General features: G+C 74.8%; 4 protein-coding genes. All 4 read left to right on the top strand.

The window, feature by feature from the left end:
• The first annotated feature begins 11 nt into the window (after nucleotides 1-11).
• Complete coding sequence (locus CP975_RS03000) at nucleotides 12-20,033, top strand: non-ribosomal peptide synthase/polyketide synthase (RefSeq protein WP_150476549.1); 20,022 nt, start codon at nucleotides 12-14, stop codon at nucleotides 20,031-20,033.
• Between the two features lie 140 nt (nucleotides 20,034-20,173).
• A complete protein-coding gene (locus CP975_RS02995) occupies nucleotides 20,174-20,380 on the top strand; it encodes an MbtH family protein (protein WP_055530426.1) in 207 nt (68 codons plus the stop codon).
• A gap of 131 nt (nucleotides 20,381-20,511) precedes the next feature.
• Complete coding sequence (locus tag CP975_RS02990; RefSeq protein ID WP_150476548.1) at nucleotides 20,512-21,099, top strand: GNAT family N-acetyltransferase; 588 nt, start codon at nucleotides 20,512-20,514, stop codon at nucleotides 21,097-21,099.
• Complete coding sequence (locus CP975_RS02985) at nucleotides 21,096-22,343, top strand: MFS transporter (protein WP_070321196.1); 1,248 nt, start codon at nucleotides 21,096-21,098, stop codon at nucleotides 22,341-22,343. Before CP975_RS02990 ends, CP975_RS02985 begins: the two co-directional genes overlap by 4 nt.
• Nucleotides 22,344-22,496 lie beyond the last annotated feature (153 nt).

Here is a 22,496-nt window from a genome sequence, read left to right as displayed (position 1 = left end):
ATCCGACGACCATGACGTCTTCGACCCCTTCGAACTCCGCTTCGAACTCTGCTTCGGATCCCGCTGACTCCACACGTCAGCCGTCCCGCCCCTCCCGGCAGGCCCGTGCCGAGGCCCTGCCCGAGGACATGCGGGAGGCGCTGCGACGCCGGCTCGCCGGCCGGACCGGCGGCGCCGCCCCGGCCGCCCGGCAGGGCATCCCGCGCGCCGACCGGGAGCGCCCCCTGCCGCTGTCCTTCGCACAGCAGCGGCTGTGGTTCCTGGACCGGCTGCGGCCCGGCGACGCCCGCTACAACAGCGCGGTCGCCCTGCGCCTCACCGGCGCGCCGGACCAGGAGGCGCTGCGCGCGGCCCTGACCGCCGTCGTGGCCCGGCACGAGGCGCTGCGCACCACCTTCGAGGAGACCGAAGGGCGCCCGGTGCAGCGCGTCCACCCGGCGGGCCCGGTGCCGCTGCCGGTCCGGGACGCGGGCGACCTGCACAAGGACCTCCTGGCCGAGTACTCCCGCCCCTTCGACCTGAGCAGTGGGCCGCTGCTGCGCGCCCTGCTGCTGCGCGAGTCCGCCACCTCCCACGTCCTGCTGCTGACGGCCCATCACATCATCACGGACGGCTGGTCGACGGGCATCGTCCTGGACGAGCTGTGCACCGCCTACGACGCCTTCGCGCAGGGCGCCGCGCCCGCCCTGCCGCCGGTGGCCACGCAGTACCCGGACTTCGCGGCGTGGCAGCGCGCCCGGCTCTCGGGCGCCCGCCTCGACGGCGAACTCGCCCACTGGAGACAGCGTCTGGCCGGGGCTGTGGCGCCCGAGCTGCCCCTGGACCGGCCGCGGCGCGGCGAGGAGGCGGGCGAGGGCGCCGTCCACTCCTTCGCCGTCCCGGCCCGTCTGACCGCGCGCCTGCGCGACCTCGCCAGGCAGCAGCACACCACCCTGCACACCGCCCTGGTCGCTACCGCACAGGCGCTGCTGGCCCGCTGGTCGGGCCAGGACGACATCACCGTCGGCTCCCTCACGCCCGGCCGCTCCCGCACCGACCTGGAACGCAGCGTCGGGTTCTTCGTGAACACCGTCGTGCTGCGCACCCCGGTGGAGGCCTCCGGGTCCTTCCGTGAACTCCTCGCCCTGGCGGCCGAGACGGTGGGCGACGCCTTCGCCCACGGCGACACCCCGTTCGAGCGGGTCGTGGAGGCGGTGGGCGCGCCCCGCGAGGCCGGCCGCAACCCGCTGTTCGACGTGATGGTCCTGCTGCACCCCGACCCGCCCGCCGCGACCGCCCCGCGCGGGCTCACCATCACTCCGGTCGCCGTGCCCCGGCAGGCGGCCACCTTCGACCTGAGCGTCGAGTTCGTGCCGGACGGTGAGGGCCTGACCGGCCTCCTTGAGTACCGCACCGACCTGTTCGACGCGGCCACCGCCGAGCGGATGGCCGGACAGCTGACACGTCTGCTCGAAGGCGCCTGCGCCGCGCCGGACCGAGCGCTGGGCAGCCTGCCCCTGCTCTCCGAGGCGGAGACCCGACGGGTCGTCCACGACTGGAACCCCGCCCCGCTCCCCGTCACGGACACCGTCCACCCCGAACTGTTCGAGCGCCGCGCGGCCCGGACCTCCGACGCCCTCGCGCTCGTCGCGGGCGGCGAACGGCTGGACTACGCCACGCTCAACGCCCGCGCCAACCGGCTCGCCCACCATCTCATCGCCCGCGGCGCAGGTCCCGAACGGCTGGTCGCACTGCGGCTCCCGCGCACCGCCGACATGATCGTCGCGATCCTCGCCGTCTGGAAGTCCGGCGCGGGATATCTCCCGCTGGATCCGGCCCTGCCCGAGGAGAGGGTCCGGTTCCTGCTGGACGACGCCCGCCCGGCCCTGGTCCTCGACGAGACGGTCCTGCGCGCCGTGCCCGCGGACTCCCCGGACACCGACCCCACGGACGCCGACCGGCGCGCCCCACTGGCGGCGGATCACACCGCGTACGTCATCTACACCTCCGGCTCCACCGGCCGGCCGAAGGGCGTCACCGTCACCCACCGCGCGGCGGCGCACCTGCTCGCCGCCCACCGGGCCGGCTTCGTCGCCGAGGCGGGCGGCGGCCCCCTGCGGGTCGCGCTCACCGCGTCCTTCTCCTTCGACACCTCCCTCGAAGGCGTGCTGCTGATGGCCGACGGCCATCCGCTGCACCTGGTCGACGAGACCACCCGGATGGACCCGGCCGCGCTGGTCGAGTACGTCGTCGAGCACCGCGTCGACTTCCTCGACGTCACCCCGTCCTACCTGCGGCAACTGCTGCCCGCCGGACTGCTCACCGACCCCCGGCACCACCCCCGGGTCCTCATGCTCGGCGGTGAGGCGGTCGGCCCCGCGCTCTGGCGCGAGCTGGCCGCCCACCCGGACGTGACCGCCCACAACTTCTACGGCCCCACCGAGTGCACGGTCGACGCCCTGTCCTGCCGTATCGACGGCGGGGACCGCCCGCTGGTGGGCCGCCCCCTGCCCGGCGTACGGGCCTATGTGCTGGACGACCGGCTCCAGCCGGTGCCGCCCGGCGTCGGCGGCGAGCTGTACCTGGCGGGCGGCCAGCTCGCCCGGGGTTACGCCGGACGGCCGGGCCTGACCGCGGCCCGCTTCCTGCCCGACCCGTTCGGCGGACCCGGGGAGCGGATGTACCGCACCGGCGACCTGGCCCGCTGGACCACCGACGGCCGACTCGACTACCTCGGGCGCGCCGACGACCAGGTCAAGGTGCGCGGCCACCGAATCGAGCCCGGCGAGATCGAGGCCGCCCTGCTCGCGCTGCCCGCCGTCGCCGCCGCCGCGGTCGCCGCCCTGCCCGACCCGCACGGCCACACGCGCCTCGCCGCCTACGTCGTCCCCGCACCCGACGCGCCCCGGCCCGCCCCCGCCGACCTGCGCGCGGCCCTGCGTGAGGTGCTGCCCGACGCCCTGGTGCCGTCCTCCTTCACCTCGCTGGACGCGCTGCCGCTGACCACCAGCGGCAAGCTGGACCGCCGAGCCCTGCCCATGCCGGAAAACACCGCGCAGGAGCGGGAGTTCGTCGCCCCGCGCACCCCCGGCGAGGAGACCCTGGCCGGTATCTGGGCCGAGGTGCTCGGAGTGGCCCGGGTGGGTGTCACGGACAACTTCTTCGAGCTGGGCGGCGACTCGATCCTGAGCATCCAGGCCGTCTCCCGGGCCCGCGCCGCGGGCCTGCACATCGGTTCGCAGGACGTCTTCCGCCACCAGACCGTCGCCGACCTGGCCGCCGCCGCGTCCCGCCGCACCACCGCCGTGCCCGCGCCCCGCCGCCCGCACGATGCCGGACCCGCGCCGCTCACCCCCGTACAGGAGTGGTTCTTCGCCACGCACGGGCCGCTGCGGCACTTCGCCATGTCGATGCTGCTCGACCTGCCTCACAACCTCGACGAGGGGGCCCTGGACCGGGCACTGCACGCCGTGGTGGCACGCCACCCGGCCCTGTGCACCCGCTTCACCTCCACCGACGGCGCCTGGCGGCAGCACCCCGGCACCGGCCCGGCGACCGGACTGCTCACCCGCCACGACGCCGGAACCCCGCCCGCCGAGGCCGCGGAAGCGGCCCGCGCGGCCCTGGACCCGGCGACCGGCGCCCTGCTGCGCGCGGCCCTCCTGCCCGGCGGGGAACGCCCGCAACTGTTCCTCACTGCCCACCACCTGGCGGTCGACAGCGTCTCCTGGCGGGTGCTCCTCGCCGACCTGGAGCAGGCCTACCGACAGGCGGCGGCCGGCGAGGAACCCCGACCGGAACCGGAGCACACCCCGTTCGCCGACTGGGCGCGGACCCTCACCGAACGCGTCCGCGCAGGCGACCTCGACGACGGCCTGCCCCACTGGACGCGCGAGACGGCGACGCCGCGCACCCCGCTCCCCGTCGACCTGCCCGGCACCCCGCTCGCCGGGTCCGTGCGCACCGTCCGCACACGCGTGGACCGGGACACCACCGAGGCACTCCTGCGGCGGGTACCGGGCGCGTACCGCACCCAGGTCAACGACGTGCTGCTGAGCGCGCTGGGCCGGGTGCTCGCCGACTGGTCCGGCACCGACCGGGTGACCGTCGCCCTGGAGGGCCACGGCCGCGAGGAGGAACTGGACGAGGGCGCCGACCTGTCCCGCACGGTCGGCTGGTTCACCACCCAGTACCCGGTCACCCTGATCCCGGCCGGACCGGACGACTGGGGGACCACCCTCAAGTCCGTCAAGGAACAGCTGCGCGCCGTGCCCCGCCGCGGCCTGGGCTACCAGGCGCTCGGCCACCTCGGCTCACCCCGGCCCGAGGCCCGGGCGCTCGGCCGACTGCCGCTGCCCGACGTCTGCTTCACCTATCACGGGCAGTGGGAAGCGCCCGCCGCAGGAGACTTCGCGCCCGTCGCCGACGTCCCCGGCCGGGACATGGACCCCGACGCGCCACTGGACCACCTCCTCGACGTGTCCGCCCTCGTGACCGACGGCGAACTGGAGATCACCTGGCACTACAGCGACCAGGTGCACCGCGAGGACACCGTCCGGGGCCTGGCCGCGGGCATGGCGCGGGCGCTCGCCGCCATTGCCGAGCACTGCGCCCGCCCCGGCGCGGGCGGGCGTACACCCTCCGACTTCCCGCTGGCCCGCCTGGACCAGGCCGGTGTGGACCGGCTCGTCGGTGACGGCCGGGACGTCGAGGACCTGCTGCCGCTCACCCCGCTCCAGGAGGGCATGCTCTTCCACCGTCTTGTCGGCGGAGACGACGACGTGTACGTGGACCAGGCCGCGCTGCTCCTCCAGGGCGTGAGCGACCCGGACGCCCTCGCCCTGGCCTGGCAGCGGGTGACCGACCGCACCCCCGCCCTGCGCACCTCGGTGGTGTGGGAGGGCGTCCCGGTGCCGCTCCAGGTCGTACACCGCCGGGTCGAAGTCCCCCTCACACAGCTGGACTGGCGCGAAGTGGACGCGGCGGAGCGGGCCGAGCGCCTCGACCGGCTGCGCGCCGACGACCTCGCCTGCGGCCTCGACCTGGGCACGGCGCCCCTGATGCGGCTCACTTTCGTCCGGATCCCCGACGCCCGGCTGCACCTGCTGTGGACCTCCCACCACCTGATCCTGGACGGCTGGAGCCTCGCCCAGGTGCTCACCGAGGTGTCCGAGGAGTACGCGGCGCTCACCACCGGCGCCGAACCCCGGCCACCGGCCCGACGGCCGTTCGGCGACTACGTGCGCTGGCTGGCCGGCCAGGACACCGAGGCAGCCCACGCGCACTGGCGGACCGCCCTCGACGGGTTCGCCACCCCGACCCCGCTGCCGGCCGACCGCGTCCGGCGCCCCGGCCACGAGACCCGCTCCGCCGACGTGCACACGAGCGCGCTGTCCGACGAGGTCTCCGCCCAACTGGCGCAGTCCGCCCGGTCGGCCGGACTCACCCTCGGCACCGTGGTGCAGGGCGCCTGGGCACTGCTCCTGTCGCGCTACAGCGCCGAACGGGACGTGCTGTTCGGGACCACCGTCTCCGGACGGCCCGACGACCTGCCCGGCGCCGAGTCGATGGTGGGCATGTTCATCAACACCCTGCCCACCCGCGTCCATGTGGACGGCAGCCGCACCGCCGCCGCCTGGCTCAGGGACCTCCAGGAGGAACAGGCGCAGGCACGGCGCTTCGCGGCGGTGTCCCTCGCCGAACTGACCTCGCTGAGCGACGTGCCGGCCGGGAGCCCCCTCTTCGACAGCATGGTGGCCTTCGAGAACTACCCCTTCGACGAGGCGCGTTCGGCCACGACCGGGATACGTCTCACCGATGTCTCCTCCCGGGACGCCACCAACTTCCCGCTGGTGCTGCGGGCCTACCAGGGCGAGCGGTTCGGCTTCGACCTCGCCTACGACCCCGAACTGTTCGACGCGAGGACCGTACGCGCCCTCGGCGACCGGCTCTGCCTGCTGCTCACGGAACTGGCCGACGACCCCGAGCGGCCCGTGCGCTCCCTGGCCTGGACCACCGCCGAGGAACGGCGGCGGATGCTCACCGACTGGAACGGCACCGAGGAGGGCCGGCCCACCGACACGCTGGACGCGCTGTTCGCCGCCCAGGCCGCCCGCACCCCCGACGCCGAGGCCGTCACCTGCGGCGACGAACGCCTCGACTACGCCACCCTGGACGCACGGGCAAGCCGTCTCGCCCACCGGCTCGCCGAACTCGGCGCCGGGCCCGAGACGTTCGTCGCCCTCGCGCTGCCCCGCTCCGCCGACCTCGTCGTCGCGGTCCTCGCCGTCCTCAAGACCGGCGCCGCCTACCTGCCCCTCGACCCCCGGCTGCCCGGGGAGCGCGTCCGGCGGATGCTCGCCGACGCCGGTCCCGTCGCCCTGGTCACCACGCGGCAGACCGTCGCCCCGGTCACCACCGAGCAGACCGCGACGGCCGGCCCGGACGTGCCCCGCCTGCTGCTCGACGACCCGCGGGTGCGCGCCGACCTCGCCCGCCGCCCGGCCGCGGGACCGACGGGGCGCGCGCTGCCCGAGAGCCCCGCCTACGCCATCTACACCTCCGGCTCCACCGGTACGCCCAAGGGCGTGATCGTCCCGCACGCCAACGTGGTCAGGCTCTTCACCCGCACCCGGCACTGGTTCGGCTTCGGAGCCGACGACGTGTGGACGCTCTTCCACTCCTACGCCTTCGACTTCTCGGTGTGGGAGCTGTGGGGCCCGCTGCTGCACGGCGGCCGGCTCGTGGTCGTCCCCGAGGACACCGCCCGCTCCCCGGAGGACTTCCTGCGCCTGCTCGCCGACGAGCAGGTCACCGTGCTCAACCAGACGCCGTCCGCGTTCTACCCGTTGATCCGAGCGGACGCCGAACACCCGGATGTCGGCGCCCGGTTGGCGCTGCGCACGGTCGTCTTCGGCGGCGAGGCCCTGGACGTGGGCAGACTCGCCGACTGGTACGCCCGCCACGCGGACACCGCGCCCCGCCTGGTGAACATGTACGGCATCACCGAGACCACCGTGCACGTGACGTACGCCGGTCTCGACCGGCGGGCCGCCCACTCCGGTGCCCTGAGCCCCATCGGCACCGGCATCCCCGACCTGCGGCTCTACGTCCTCGACGACACGCTCCAGCCGGTACCGCCGGGCGCCGTGGGCGAACTGTTCGTGGCCGGTGAGGGGGTGGCGCGCGGTTACCTGAACCGGCCCGGACTGACCGCGACCCGCTTTCTCGCCGACCCCTTCGGCCGTCCGGGCACCCGTATGTACCGCACCGGGGACCGGGCGCGCTGGCGGGCCGACGGCACCCTGGAGTACCTGGGCCGCGCCGACCAGCAGGTCAAGATCCGCGGCTACCGCATCGAGCCCGGCGAGATCGAGGCCGCCCTGCACACCCACCCCGGCGTCGGCGCGGCCGCCGTCGGCGTGTACGAGGACACCGCCGGGACCCGCCGCCTCGTCGCCCACGTCGTCGGCACCGGCACGGGCGGCACCAGCACCAGCACCGGCACCGGCACCGGCGGCGCCCGCCTCGGGGAGTGCGCCACGCCCCCGCCCGCCGCCGAACTCCGCGCCCACCTCGAAGGCCTGCTGCCCGCGCACATGGTGCCCGCCGCCTATGTGCCGATGGCCGCGCTGCCGCTCACCGCCAACGGCAAGCTCGACCGGCGCGCCCTGCCCGCGCCCGGCCCCGACGGCTTCGCCGCCGACGGCACGCGGACCGCGCCGCGCACCCCCGCCGAGCGGCTCGTCGCCGCCGCCTGGACGGACGTACTGGACACCGACGAGATCGGCGTCGACGACGACTTCTTCGCCCTGGGCGGCGACTCCATCCTCGCCGTCCGTGTCACCTCCCGACTGCGCGCCGCCTTCGGCACGGACGTCTCGCCCCGGCTGCTGTTCACCCACCCCACGCTCCTCGCCCTCGCCGTCGCCCTGGGCGAGCCGGGCGGCGCGGACACCGCCGACGTCATCCCGGCCACCGCCCCCGGCGCCCCGGCGCCCCTGTCGTACGCCCAGCAACGCCTGTGGTTCCTCGACCGGTTCGAGCCGGGCAGCACGGAGTTCACCACCCTGTCCGTGCTGCGGCTGCGCGGCCCGCTGGACAGCGCGGCCCTGCGTACCGCCCTGGACGGTGTGGTCGCCCGGCACGAGGCCCTGCGCACCACGTTCGCCGAACACGACGGCCAGGCACGTCAGATCGTCCACCCGCCCCGGCCCGTGGACCTGCCGGTGCTCGACCTCCCGGACGACGCCGCCCTGGACGCACTCGTGGACCGGATCGCCGCCGCTCCCTTCGACCTGGCCGCCGGCCCCCTGCTGCGGGCCCACCTGGCGCGCTTCGCCGCCGACGAGCACGTCCTCGTCCTGGCCGTCCACCACATCGTCACCGACGGCTGGTCCGTCGGCGTACTGGCCAGGGACCTCGGCGAGCTGTACGCGGCCGCCCTAGCGGACCGCCGCCCCGAGCTGCCCGCGCTGCCCGTCCGCTACAGCGACTACGCGGCCTGGCAGCGTTCCCGCGCCGACCGCGCGGAGAACGAACTCGCCTACTGGCGCCGGGCTTTGGACGGCGTGATCCCGCTGGATCTGCCCACCGACCGGCCGCGCCCGGCCGTCCGCACCCGCGACGGCGCCCTGCTGACCTTCACCCTGCCCGCCGCACTCACCGAGCGGCTGCGCGAACGGTCACGGGAGGCCGACGCCACCCTCTACATGACGCTGGTGACCGCCTGCCAGATCCTGCTCGCCCGGTGGGCGGGACAGGAGGACGTCACCGTCGGCACCGTCACCGCGGGACGCGAGCGGTCCGAACTGCACGACCTGGTCGGCATGTTCGTCAACACTCTGGTGCTCCGCGCCAAGGTCCGCCCCGGTGTGCCCTTCCGGGACCTGCTCGCCGAGGTGCGCGACACCGCCCTGGAGGCGTTCGCCCACCAAGAGGTGCCCTTCGAGCGCGTGGTGGACGCCCTCCAGCCCGAGCGGGACACCAGCCGCACCCCCCTGTTCCAGGTCATGGTCGCCCTGCACAACCTCGGCGCCGAGCCGCTCCGACTGCCCGGCCTGACGGCGGAGCCGGTCACCCCGCCGGTGCGCGTCGCCACCTACGACCTCGCCTTCGACTTCGTGGAGGGCGAGGACGGACTCACCGGGCACCTGGAGTACAACACCGGTCTGTTCGACGCCGACACCGCCGAACGCCTGGCCGCCCGGCTGCGCGTCCTGCTGGAGGCCGCCGCCGAGGACCCGGGCCGGAACGTGGACCGGCTGCCGCTGATGACCGACGACGAGCGGCAGCGCGTACTGCGCCACGGGGAGGGCACCCGCCTGCCCGAGCCGGACACCACCTTCCCCGCCCTGTTCGAGGCCCAGGCAGCCCGCATCCCGCGGCACACCGCCCTGGCCGCCCGCGACACCACGCTGGACTTCGCCGCGCTGAACCAGCGCGCCAACCGGCTCGCCCACCACCTCATCGCCCAGGGCGCAGGCCCCGAAGACGTGGTCGCCGTCCGGCTGCCGCGCACCTCCGAGTCGATGGTGGCGCTGCTCGCCGTCCTCAAGGCGGGCGCCACCCTGCTCTGCCTGGACCCCGCGCTCCCCGCCGAACGGCAGGACTTCCTCCTCGCCGACGCCCGCCCGCACACCCTGCTGACCGGCCTCGACGCGGTGCCCTGGGACCGGCTGCCCGCCCACGACCCGACCGACGCCGACCGCGTCCGGCCCCTGCTGCCCGCCAACGCCGCCTACCTCATCTACACCTCCGGCTCCACCGGCCGCCCCAAGGGCGTCGCCGTCGAACACCGGCACCTGGTCAACCTCTGCCACGACCACCGCACGGGCCTGCTCGCCCCGCACACCGCCGACGGACGGCGGCTGCGGGCCGCACTCAGCGCCTCCTTCTCCTTCGACACCTCCTGGGAAGGACCGCTGCTCCTCGCTCTCGGCCACGAGGTCCACCTGATCGACGAGGACGTACGCCTCGACCCGCAGGCGTTCTGCGCCCACATCGCCGCACACCGCCTCGACCTGGTCAACGTCACGCCGTCCTACCTGCGCGAACTCACCGCCGCAGGACTACTCGCCACCGGCCGCCACCACCCGCGCCTTCTGCTCGTCGGCGGCGAGGCCGTCACCCCGGCCGTCTGGCGCGACCTCGTGCGCGCCGAACAGGACCTGGGCGTCGCCGTGTACAACATGTACGGGCCGACCGAGACCACCGTCGACGCCGTCTACGCCCGCTGCGCCGCCCAGCCGCACCGCCCGGTCATCGGCCGCCCCGGCGGCAATCTGCGCGCCTACGTCCTCGACGCCGCCCTGCGCCCGGTGCCGCCCGGCACGCCCGGCGAGCTGTACCTGGCCGGGGCGCAGGTGGCCCGCGGCTATCTGAACCGGCCCGGCCTCACCGCCGCCCGCTTCCTCGCCGACCCGTTCGGCCCGCCCGGCGAGCGGATGTACCGCACCGGCGACCGGGCCCGCTGGGACCGGGAAGGGCTCCTCGAATTCCTGGGGCGGGCGGACGAGCAGATCAAGATCCGCGGGTTCCGGATCGAGCCCGGTGAGGTGGAGGCCACCCTCCTGGACCAACCGGACATCACCGATGCCGCCGTCGCCGCCCGCGACAACGCGGGCCGCCTCATGCTCGTCGGCTATGTCGTGCCCGCCACCGACCGCGTCCCGTCCGCGGACGCCCTGCGCCTCGCGCTGCGCCGCACCCTGCCCGACCACATGGTGCCCGCCGCGTTCGTCCCGCTGACCCGCATCCCCCGCACCACCAGCGGAAAGACGGACCGGCGCGCCCTGCCCGCCCCGCCCGCACAGCCCGACAGCGGCACGCCCTACGTCGCCCCCCGGGCCGGCACAGAGGAACGCCTGGCCGCGATCTGGGCGGAGGTGCTCGGTGTCGAACGCGTCGGCGCCCGCGACAACTTCTTCGCGCTCGGCGGCGACTCCATCCTGAGCATCCAGATCGTCTCCCGCGCCCGACAGGCCGGACTCGCCCTCGCCACCAAGGACGTCTTCCGCCACCAGACCGTCGCCGAACTCGCCCTGTGCGTACAGGAGTCGGCGCCGAAGCAGGACACCGCCGAGGAACCGGCCGAGGCGCCCCTCACCCCGATCCAGCGCTGGTATCTGGACGGCCGCACACCCGGGCAGCGCCTCCGGTTCACCATGACCCAGCGCCTCGAACTCGCCCCGGACACCACCGGGCCCGCGCTCCAGGCCGCCACCGACGCCCTCGTACGCCACCACGCCGCCCTGCGCACCCGGTTCCGCCACACCGCCGACGGCTGGCGCCAGAACGTCCTGCCCGAGGCACCGGACGGCGTCTTCACCCGGCACGACGCGGCAGGCCTGGACGACACGGCACTGGAGGCCGAGGTCCAGCGGCTGACGGACGAGGCGCAATCCGCCCTCGACCCCACCACCGGGCGGGTCGTGCGCGTACTGTTCTTCGACCGCGGCCCGGGACGGCCCGGACAACTCGTCATCACCGCACACCACTTGGTCATCGACGGCGTCTCCTGGCGCATCCTGCTCGCGGACCTGGAGACCGCCCAGCGGGCGGCGGCGCTCGGCCGGCCCGTGGAACTGCCCCCCACCGGCACGTCCTACGGCCACTGGGCCGCCCGGCTCGACCGGCACACCCGATCCGGCGCACTCGACGCCGACCTGCCGTACTGGACACGCACCGGCACGGCACCGGCCGCCCTGCCCGCGGGCCGACCCGGCCCCAACACCCACGGAACCGCCACCACCCTCTCCGTCACCCTCGACGAGCGGACTACCGAAGCCCTGCTGCGCGCGGTTCCGCAGACCTACCGCACCCAGGTCAACGACGTCCTGCTCAGCGCCCTCGGCCGCACCCTGGCCCGCTGGTGCGGACGCGACACCGTCCTGCTCGGCGTCGAGGGCCACGGCAGGGAGGAACTGTTCGCGGACGTCGACCTGTCGCGGACCGTCGGCTGGTTCACCGCCGAGTTCCCGCTCGCCCTGCGCGTCGCCCCGGACGCCGACTGGCACGACACGCTCCGCTCGGTGAAGGAGCAACTGCGCGCGGTGCCGCTGCACGGCCTGAGCCACGGCGCCCTGCGCCACCTCGTGCCCGGCAGCCCGCTCGCCGGGGCCCCCGCCCCGCAGGTCGGCTTCAACTACCACGGCCAATGGGACACGGACGGCGGCTCCGACGGCCTGCTGGGCGGCGCCCTGCCCCCGGCCGGCCGGGACACCGACCCGGACGAACCCCGGCCCTACCTCCTGGACATCACCGGCGTGGTCCAGGAGGGCAGGCTCGAACTCGGCTGGACCTACCCCGCCGCCGTCTACGACCAGAGCACCGTCCACCGGCTCGCCGATGACATGCTCGCGGCCCTGCGGGAGATCGTGGCCCACTGCGCCGACCCCGAGGCGGGCGGCCGCACCCCCTCCGACTTCCCGCTCGCCGGCCTCGACCAGGAGCACATCGACCGGCTCCTCGGAACAGGCCGCCACGTCGAGGACGTCCTGCCGCTCACCCCGCTCCAGTCCGGCATGCTCTTCCACGGCCTCGTGGACACCGAGCACGCCTACTTCGACCGCACGGCCGTACGGCTGTCCGGCGTCGCCGACCCGGGGGCCTTCGCCGCCGCCTGGCAGCACGTCACCGACCGCACCCCGGCGCTGCGCACCAGCGTCCACTGGCACGGCCTGCCGCACCCGGTCCAGATCGTCCACCGCCACGCGGAACTGCCCGTCAGCCACCTCGACTGGCGCACGCTCACACCCGCCGAGCGCGCCGACGCGACCGAGCGGCTGCTCGCCGAGGACCGCGCCGCCGGCATGGACCTCGGCACGGCCCCGCTCACCCGGCTCACCCTGGCCGCCCTGCCCGGCGACGAGGTGCTCCTCGTGTGGTCCACCCACCACATCGTCCTCGACGGCTGGAGCACCGGGCAGTTGCTCACCGAGGTCTGCGAGCGCTACGCCGCGCTCACCGGCGGCCCCGACCAGGCGCCTCCCGTACGGCGGCCCTTCGCGGACTTCCTGCACTGGCTGCGGGAGCAGGACGAGACGGCGGCGGAGCGGCACTGGGCCGAAACCCTCGCCGACTTCACCGCCCGGACCCCGCTGCCGTACGACCGCACACCCGCCGAGGCCCACCGCGCCCGTTCCGCCGCGGCCGTCCACCACGAGCTGGACGCCGGGGCCTCGCGGCGCCTGCGGGAGAGTGCCGCCCGTGCCGGAGTCACCGTGAACACGGTGGTGGAGGGCGCCTGGGCGCTGCTCCTGGCCCGCTCCGGCGGACGGGACGACGTGGTCTTCGGCACCACCGTCTCCGGCCGCCCGGCCGAACTGCCCGGCGTCGAAGGCATGATCGGCATGTTCATCAACACGGTGCCGACCCGGGTCCGCATACCCGCGGGGCCGGTGCTGCCGTGGCTGCGCGACCTCCAGGAAAGGCAGAGTGACGCCCGCCGCTTCGACTTCCTCGCCCTGCCCCGCATCCAGGCCGTGAGCGAGGTCCCGTCCGGCGAGGCCCTGTTCGACAGCATGGTGGTGTTCGAGAACTACCCCGTGGACGAGTCGGCGACGGCCCGCACCGGGGTCCGGGTCGAGGAGGTGCGCGCCGACGACGCCACCACCTTCCCCTGGTGCCTCCGCGCTCACCTGGGTGAACGACTCGGCTTCGACCTGGCCTACGACCCCGACCTGTTCGACCCTGCCACCGTCCAGCGCGCCGCGGCCCGCCTTGCCGGACTGCTCACCGCCCTCGCCGACGGCTTCGACACCGACCTGACCGACCTGGACGTGCTCGCTCCAGCCGACCGCGAACTGCTGGCCGCCTGGAACACCACCGCCCGCCGGGCCGCGCCGCGCAGCCCCGTCGACCTGTTCGCCGAACAGGTGCGCCGCACCCCGGACGCACCCGCGATCCACGACGGCGAACGCGAGGTGACGTACCGTCAACTCCATGACTGGGCACGCTCACTGGCCGACCGGCTCCGCACCGACGGACTGGCACCCGAGGACCGGGTGGCGCTGCTCCTCGACCGCTCCGCCGAACTGGTCGTCGCCCAGCTCGCGGTGCTCCTGGCCGGCGGCGCCTACGTCCCCGTCGATACCCGCGCCCCCGAGGAGCGCCGCCGCACCATGCTCGCCCAGGCGGGCGCGACCCTTCAACTGACCGCCACGGAGGTGGCGGCGGCCCGGCCCGGGACACCGCGGCGAGGCGGTCGGCCCGCCCCGTCCGTCGATCCCGACCAACTGGCGTACGTGATGTTCACCTCCGGCTCCACCGGGCTGCCCAAGGCGGTCGCCGTGCGGCACCGGGACGTGGCGGCGCTCGCCACCGACAGCCGGTTCGCCGACGGGGTCTGCGACCGCGTGCTGCTGCACTCGCCGGTGGCGTTCGACGCCGCCACCTTCGAGGTGTGGGCACCGCTCCTCAACGGCGGCTGCGTGGTCGTGGCCCCGGGCGGCGTCGACGCGGCCTCGCTGCGCCGACTCGCCGCCGACGGCGGACTCACCGCGCTGTGGCTGACCGCCGGACTGTTCCGGCTCCTCGCCCAGGACGCGCCCGACTGCTTCCGCGGCCTCGCGCAGGTGTGGACCGGCGGTGACGTCGTACCGGCGCAGGCCGTGCGCCGGGTCCTCGACGCCTGCCCCGGCCTGACCGTCGTGGACGGCTACGGCCCCACCGAGACCACCACCTTCGCGACCGCCTTCGCCCTCACCGACCCGGCGGCGGTACCCGGCACGATCCCCATCGGACGCCCGCTGGACGACATGCGGGCACTGGTTCTCGACCCCCGGCTGCGGCCCGTTCCGCCGGGCTGCCCGGGCGAGTTGTACCTGGCCGGCGAGGGCGTCGCCCGGGGCTACCTGGGCCGTCCCGGCGACACGGCCGGCCGCTTCCTCGCCGACCCGCTCGGCCCTCCCGGCGCCCGCATGTACCGCACGGGCGACCTGGCCCGGCGGCGCCCGGACGGCACCGTCGACTTCCTCGGCCGCGCCGACGACCAGGTGAAGATCCGCGGCTTCCGGGTGGAGCCGGGCGAGGTCGAGGCCGCCCTCGCCGCCCACCCGGACGTCGTCGACGTGGCCGTCCTGGCCCGCGAGGACCGCCCCGGCGCCAAACGGCTCGTCGCCTACGTCGTCGGACCGGCCGGCCGGGACGCCGAGGAGCTGCGGACCTTCGCCGCCCGCACCCTGCCCGACTACCTCGTACCCACCACCGTGGTCCCGCTCACCGCGCTGCCGCTCAGCCGCAACGGCAAGGTCGACCGGGCCGCCCTGCCCGCGCCGGACGCCCTGCCGGGCCCCGAGCGGGTCGAGCCCCGCACCGAGGCCGAGCGCCGCACGGCGGACGTCTTCGGCGAGGTCCTCGCCAGCGAACCGCCCGGCGTGGAGGACGACTTCTTCCAGCTCGGCGGCGACTCGATCCTCAGCATCCGGCTCGCCTCCCGCCTCGCCGAGACCTTCGACACCGACCTCACACCGCGCGCGGTCTTCACCCACCCGACACCGGCCGCCCTGGCCCGCCTGCTCGGCGAACGGCGGGGATCCGGCCGCGCGCCGCTCGTCCCGGTCACCCGCGACGCGGTCGCTCCGATGTCACACGCCCAGCAACGCCTGTGGTTCCTGCACGAGTTCGAGCCCGGCGGCGCCGAGTACGTCACCGCGCTCGCCCTGCGGCTGCGCGGCACCCTGGACACCGACGCGCTGCGCGCCGCCCTCGGCGCCGTGGTAGCGCGGCACGAGTCGCTGCGCACCACCTTCGACAGCGTCGACGGGCACGGCATCCAGCGCGTCCACCCGCCCCGCGACGTGCCACTGCCCGTACACGACCTGTGCCGACTCGGCGCGGCGGAGCAGGAACCGGCCGTGCGCCGCCTGCTCGCCGAGGAGCGCGTCCGCCCCTTCGACCTGCGCGAGGGCCCGCTGCTGCGCGCCGGCCTGATCCGGCTGGCCGAGCACGACCACGTACTCACCCTCGCCCTGCACCACATCGTCACCGACGGCTGGTCCACCTCCGTCCTGGTCGGCGACCTCGCGCATTTCTACCGCTCCGAACTCGGCGTGCGGACAGTCGAGTTGGCTCCGTTGCCGGTGCAGTACGCCGACTACGCCCACTGGCAGCGCACGGCCGGCGCCGCCGAGGCCGACGAACACCTCGCCTACTGGAAGGAGCAACTGGCCGACACCGCACCGCTGGAGCTGCCCACCGACCGGCCACGGCCCGCGGTGCGCACCAGCGCCGGCGCGACCGCCCGGCTCGTGGTGCCCGCCGCGACCGCCCGCCGCCTCACCCGGCTCGCCCGGGACCACGGCACCACCCTGTTCACCACGCTCGTGGCCGCCGCCCAGAGCTACCTCGCCCGGCTCTCCGGCACCGAGGACATAGCCGTCGGCACCGTCACCGCGGGCCGCGACCGGCCCGAGACACAGGCCCTCGTCGGCTTCTTCGTCAACACCCTGGTGCTGCGCTCCCGCGCCGAGGCCGACCGGCCGTTCACCGGGTTCCTCGGCGACGTACGGCAGACCGTGCAGGACGCCTTCGCCCATCAGGACGTGCCGTTCGAACGGGTCGTGGACGAGGTGCAGCCCGTCCGCGACACCAGCCGCAGCCCGCTCTTCCAGGTCATGGTCGTCCTCCAGAACACCCCGGCCGTCGCCCTCGACCTGCCCGGCCTCGACGCCGCCGACGTCGAACCGGAGTCGGAGCAGGCCGCGTTCGACCTCACCCTGGAGTTCGCCGAGACCGGCTCCGGTGAGCTGCACGCCCTGCTCACCTACAACACCGACCTGTTCGACGCGGCCACGGCCGAACGGATGGCGGGACAGTTCGGCACCCTGCTGCACGCCGTCGCGGAGGACCCCTCCCGCCCGCTCGGCGCGCTGCCGCTGGCCTCCGACGACGAGCGGGAGAACCTGCTGGAGCAGGGCCGGGGCACCTTCCGCCCGGTTCCCGAATCCACCCTGCCCGCCCTGTTCGAACGGCAGGTGGCCCGCACCCCGGACGCCGTGGCACTGTTCGAGGGCGACCGGGAGCTGACGTACGCGGACGTGGACCGGGCCGCCAACCGGCTGGCCCGCCGGCTCGTCGGGGACGGCGTCGGACCGGAGCGTGTGGTGGCCCTCGCCCTGCCGCGCTCGGCGGCGGCCGTGGTGGCGCAGCTCGCCGTCACCAAGGCCGGCGGGGCCTTCCTGCCCGTGGACCCCGACTACCCGCCGCAGCGGAGGGAGTTCATGATCCGGGACGCGGGCGCCCACCTGGTCCTCGACGACCCGGCCGAGGTGTGGTCCACCGAGGGACCGGACACGGCACTCACGGACGCCGACCGCACCACGGCGCTCACTCCCGCCCACCCCGCCTACGTCATCTACACCTCCGGTTCCACCGGCACGCCCAAGGGCGTCGTGGTCACCCACCGGGGCCTCGCCTCCTTCGCCGCGGCGGCCGCCGAGCAGTACGCGGCGGGTCCTGGCGACCGGGTCCTCCAGTTCGCCTCCCCGAGCTTCGACGCCTCCGTCCTCGAACTGTGCGTCTCCCTGCTCAGCGGCGCCGCGCTGGTGACGGGCGAGGAAGGGCCGCTGGTCGGCGAGCGGCTCGCCGAGGTCCTCGCCGAGCGGCGGGTCAGCCACACGCTGATTCCACCGGCGGCGCTGGCCACGCTCCCGCCGGAGACCGCCGCCGCCCTGCCCGGCCTGCGCACCCTGATCGTCGGCGCCGAGGCCTGTCCGGCGGACCTGGCCGACACCTGGGCCCCCGGCCGCCGCATGGTCAACTCCTACGGCCCCACCGAGGCCACCGTGGTCGCCACCTGGACCGGCCCGCTCACCCCGGGCACAGGCACCCCGACCATCGGCCGCCCGTCCGGCGCCACGCGCGTGTACGTGCTCGACGCCGCCCTGCGCCCCGTACCGCCCGGCGTGACCGGCGAGCTGTACATCGCCGGGCCCGGCCTGGCCCGCGGCTACCTGGGCAGGCCGCGACTCACCGCGCAACGGTTCCTGCCCGACCCGTTCGGCACGCCGGGGGAGCGGATGTACCGCACCGGAGACCTGGTCCGCTGGACCGCCGACGGCCAACTGCGGTTCGCCGGCCGCACCGACGACCAGGTCAAGCTGCGCGGCTTCCGGATCGAGCCCGGGGAGATCGAGAGCGCGCTGCGCCGCAGCCCGCTGGTGCGGGACGCGGCCGTGGTCGTCCGCGCGGGGGAGGGGCCCGGCGCACCGACCAGGCTCGTCGCGTACGTCGTACCGGTAAAGCCGTCCAAAGCCGGCACCCCGGGCACGGAGGCGTCCGGAACCGCGCTGCCCGTCGGGGAACTGCGGCTGCACCTGGCCGGGTCGCTGCCCCCGCACATGGTGCCGTCGGTCTTCGTCCCCCTCGACCGGCTGCCGCTCACCCCGAACGGCAAGACCGACCGGCGCGCACTGCCCGCGCCCGGGGCCGCCCAGGCCGCGGACGGCCCGCGGACCGCGCCGCGCACCGACACCGAACGCCGTATCGCCCGTATATGGGCCGACGTGCTCGGCATCAAGGAGGTCGGCGCCGACGACAACTTCTTCGCGCTCGGCGGCGACTCCATCCTGAGTATGCAGGTCGTCTCCCGGATGCGCCGCGACGGACTGCACGTGGCGACCCGGGACCTGTTCACCCACCAGACCGTCGCCGAACTCGCCACCGCGGTCCGCGCCGCGCCCCGGAGCTCCGCCGAAGGCCCGGTGACCGGCGAGGTACCGCTCACCCCGATCCAGGAGTGGTTCCTGGCCACGCCCCGCGCGGCCCACCACCACTTCAACCAGTCGGCGCTCCTCGAACTCGACGGCCGCCCCGACCCGCGGGCACTGAGCACCGCGCTCGACGCCCTGCTGGAGCACCACGACGCCCTGCGCATGTGCTTCACCCAGGACGAGCACGGCTGGCGGCAGTTCAACCCGCCGCCCGCCGCAGGCGACGGCATCCTCGTACGCCACGACCTGACGGGTCTGTCCGCCGAGGAGGCCGACGCCGCGATGGCGAAAGCCGCCGACGAACTCCACGCGAGCTTCGACCTGGCCCGCGGCCCGCACCTGCGGGCGGCCCTGTTCACGGGGGACCCGGACCGGCCCGCGTACCTCCTCCTCGTCGTCCACCACCTGGTGGTGGACGCCGTCTCCTGGCGCGTCCTGCGCGACGACCTGGAGACGGCCTACCGGCAGGCCCTCCAGGGTGACCCGGTCGGGCTGGGCGAGCGCGGCACCAGCTTCCGCGCATGGTCCCTGCGTCTGGCCGCGCACGTCGCCGAGGGCGGCCTCGACCACGAACTGCCGCACTGGGAGCGGACGGTGGGCGCCGAACCCGCCCCGGCGGGCCCGGCCACGGCAACCCACGAGGGGCCGACCGCCACGGTGAGCGTGGAACTCGACGAGGACGACACCACGGCCCTGCTGCGCTCCGCGCCCACCGCCTACCGCACCCGGGTCAACGACGTCCTGCTCACCGCGCTCGCCCTGGCACTGGCCCGCTGGACCGGCCACGACCGCGTCCGTCTGGACCTGGAGGGCCACGGCCGGGAGGACCTGCTGGACGGCGTCGACCTCTCGCGCACCGTCGGGTGGTTCACCACCGTCTACCCCGTCGCCCTCCAGGTGTCCGACCCCGGCGACCTCGGCCCGGACCGCGACTGGCGCTCCCTGGTGAAGTCGGTCCGCCGCCAGCTGCGCGCCGTGCCCGCCAACGGCATCGGCTACGGCGCCCTGCGCACCTTCGGACCGCCCGAGGTCCGCGAACGCCTCGGCGCCCAGGCCCACAGCCAGGTGGTGTTCAACTACCTCGGCCAGTGGGACGCACGCCCCGAGACGGCGGACAGCGGCCTCGTCCGCGCCGAACACGGCTCCTTCGGACAGGACCACGACCCGCGCGACCCCGGCTCGCACCCGGTGGAGGTGGTGGGCGCGGTGCAGCACGGCCGCCTCGCCTTCACCTGGCACCACCGGCCGGGCCTGCACGACACGGCGACCGTGCGCCGGGCGGCCGAGGACTTCGCCGAGGCCCTGCGCCACCTCGCCCGGCACGCCCGGGGAGGCCGATGACACCACTCCGGCCCCGCGAGGCACCGTCCCGGCGGAGCGCCCGGCACGGCCCTCGCGCGCCCCGCGCCCCGACAACTACCCGAGCCCATCGACCGCGTGAACCTGATGACCCTTTGAACCGAATGACGAAAGAAGGCGACATGGACGAGAACACCCGCTACCAGGTGCTGCGCAACGACGAGGAGCAGTACTCCCTCTGGCCCGCCGACATCGAGGTGCCCGCGGGCTGGCAGCCCGTCGGGAAGGAGGGCACCGAGGCCGAGTGCTCCGCCTACGTCGACGAGGTCTGGACCGACATGCGGCCCAAGAGCCTGCGCGAGCGCATGGAGAACGCCCCCCGGGCCTGACCGACCCCGTCCGCACCCATACGCCGGGCCGGCCGCATCCGCGCCGGCCCGGCACCCCCACGCGTCGCCGTACCGGCGCCCCACCGCCCTCGGCCCACCAACCGCACGGCATCAATCCCGAGGAGCCCGCCATGACCCCCGAACTGCACACCGAACGCCTGGACTTCCTCCCGTACCGACCCGAACACGAGGACCACTTCGTCGCACTGCTGCGGGACGCGGAGGTGTGCCGCTGGATGGGCCAGGACCTCGTGCCCGAACCGCAACTGCGTGAGGTGTTCCGCGCCATCCTCACCGATGTCTACCCCACGTGCCGGTTCGACGTGTGGGGCCTGTGGCTGGCCGGCGACTACGTCGGGCACGCCGAGGTGAAGCCCACCGGCAACGTCGACGGCCATGAACTCATCACCGCGCTCGCCCCCGCGTACTGGGGGCACGGACTGGGCGGGGAGGCCGTACGGGGCCTGCTCCGGCACGCCGCCGACAACCTCGGGCTCAGCGAGGCGTACGGCATGGTCGGCGCGGAGAACACCGCCAGTCTCGCCCTGTGCCGCCGACTGGGGTTCCGCCACGTCCGCGATGTCGTCGCCGACGACGGCTCCGTCACGAAAATGCTGGTCATCCCCGTTACCGACCCGGGCCCTGAGAGTGCGGCAGGTGCGGACATGGCCGGCGCGGAAGGCGGGGCCGGGACCGGGTCGGCAGGGGACCCGCTGTGAACCGGCCGTCCGTCGGCGAGGGCAGTGCCGAGACGGACGGCGACCGGTCGCCGGGGCTGTGGCGCAACCGCGACTTCAACCTGCTGTGGAGCGGGCAGTGCCTGTCCGATCTCGGCGGCGCCATGCTGGAACTGGCACTGCCGCTGCTCGTGCTCCAGCAGACCGGGTCCCCCGCACAGGCCGGGCTCGTCGGCACCGCCGGACTCGTCACCACCCTGGTGTGCCGGCTGCCGGCCGGTGTCCTCGCCGACCGCCTCGACCGGCGCCGCCTGATGATCATCTGCGATGTGCTGCGGCTCGCCGGGTACGCGCTGCTCGGCTGGGCGGTGGCGGCGGGCGTCGCGAGCCTGCCGGTGATCGTCGCGGTGGTGATCGCCGGTGCCGCCGCCACGGCCGTCTTCAGCACCGCCGAGCACGCCTCGGTGCGCAACCTGGTCCGCCCCGACCAGCTCACCGCGGCCGTCGCCCGCAACGAGGCCCGCGCGTACGCCGTCTCGCTGACCGGTCCGCCGTTGGGCGGCCTGCTGTTCGGGCTCGGTCGCGCCCTGCCCTTCCTCGGCAACGCGCTGAGCCACCTGCTCTCCCTCGTGGCCGTCGCCTGTATCCGGCGGCCACTCCAGGAGGTCCGGCGGGAAGCGGCCAAGACCGCCGCCGCCTCCGCGGCGCAGGGCCTGCGCTTCCTCCTGGGACATCCCTTTCTGCGCGCCCTGCTGGTGATCGCCGCACCCTTGAACATGGCCTTCACCGGCATGATCTTCGCCATGACGCTCGCCCTGCTCGACGCGGGCGTCCCCCCGGCCCTGGTGGGTCTCGCCGGCACGATCTTCGCGTTGGGCGGCTTCCTCGGCGCACTCGTGGCCCCCGCGCTCCAGCGGCGGTTGCGGCTGCCCCTCCTGATGCGGTTGCTGTGCTGGACGACGGCCGTACTGATGGCGGTGAGCACGCTGCTGGCGGGCAGTGTGCTGGCCGCCATACCGCTCGCCGCCGCAGTCTTCCTCGGGCCCACGGCGAACGCGGCGCTCTTCGCCCACCAGGCCGCAGTCACACCGGACCGCCTGCAAGGCCGCGTGGTGAGTTGCGTGCTGCTCGCGGCGGGGTCCGCCGCCGCGCTCGCCCCCGCCCTGGCCGGCGCCCTCCTGGCCCGTTTCAGCCCGACACCGGCCATGCTGGTCTTCCCCGCCCTGGTGACCGTCGCGGCGGTGACGGCCACGCGCAGCAAGGGCATCCGCGGCATGTCCGGCTAAGGGCTTCGCTCACGATCCCGCCCGCACAAAGCGGTCAACTTCAGCTAGAAGAAGTAGTAAAGCAAGCAATAGACCTCCAAGTCATGCCACGGGGTTTACGGGCATCACGGCCTGTTGTACTGCTGTCCCAGGGGCTGATTCGGGGGGACGGGG

Origin of the sequence: Streptomyces alboniger, assembly GCF_008704395.1 — a bacterium.
GTDB classification, from domain to species: Bacteria; Actinomycetota; Actinomycetes; order Streptomycetales; family Streptomycetaceae; genus Streptomyces; species Streptomyces alboniger.
The sequence above is the reverse complement of the archived record's forward strand: the minus strand, read 5'-3'. Positions and strand labels throughout refer to the sequence as shown.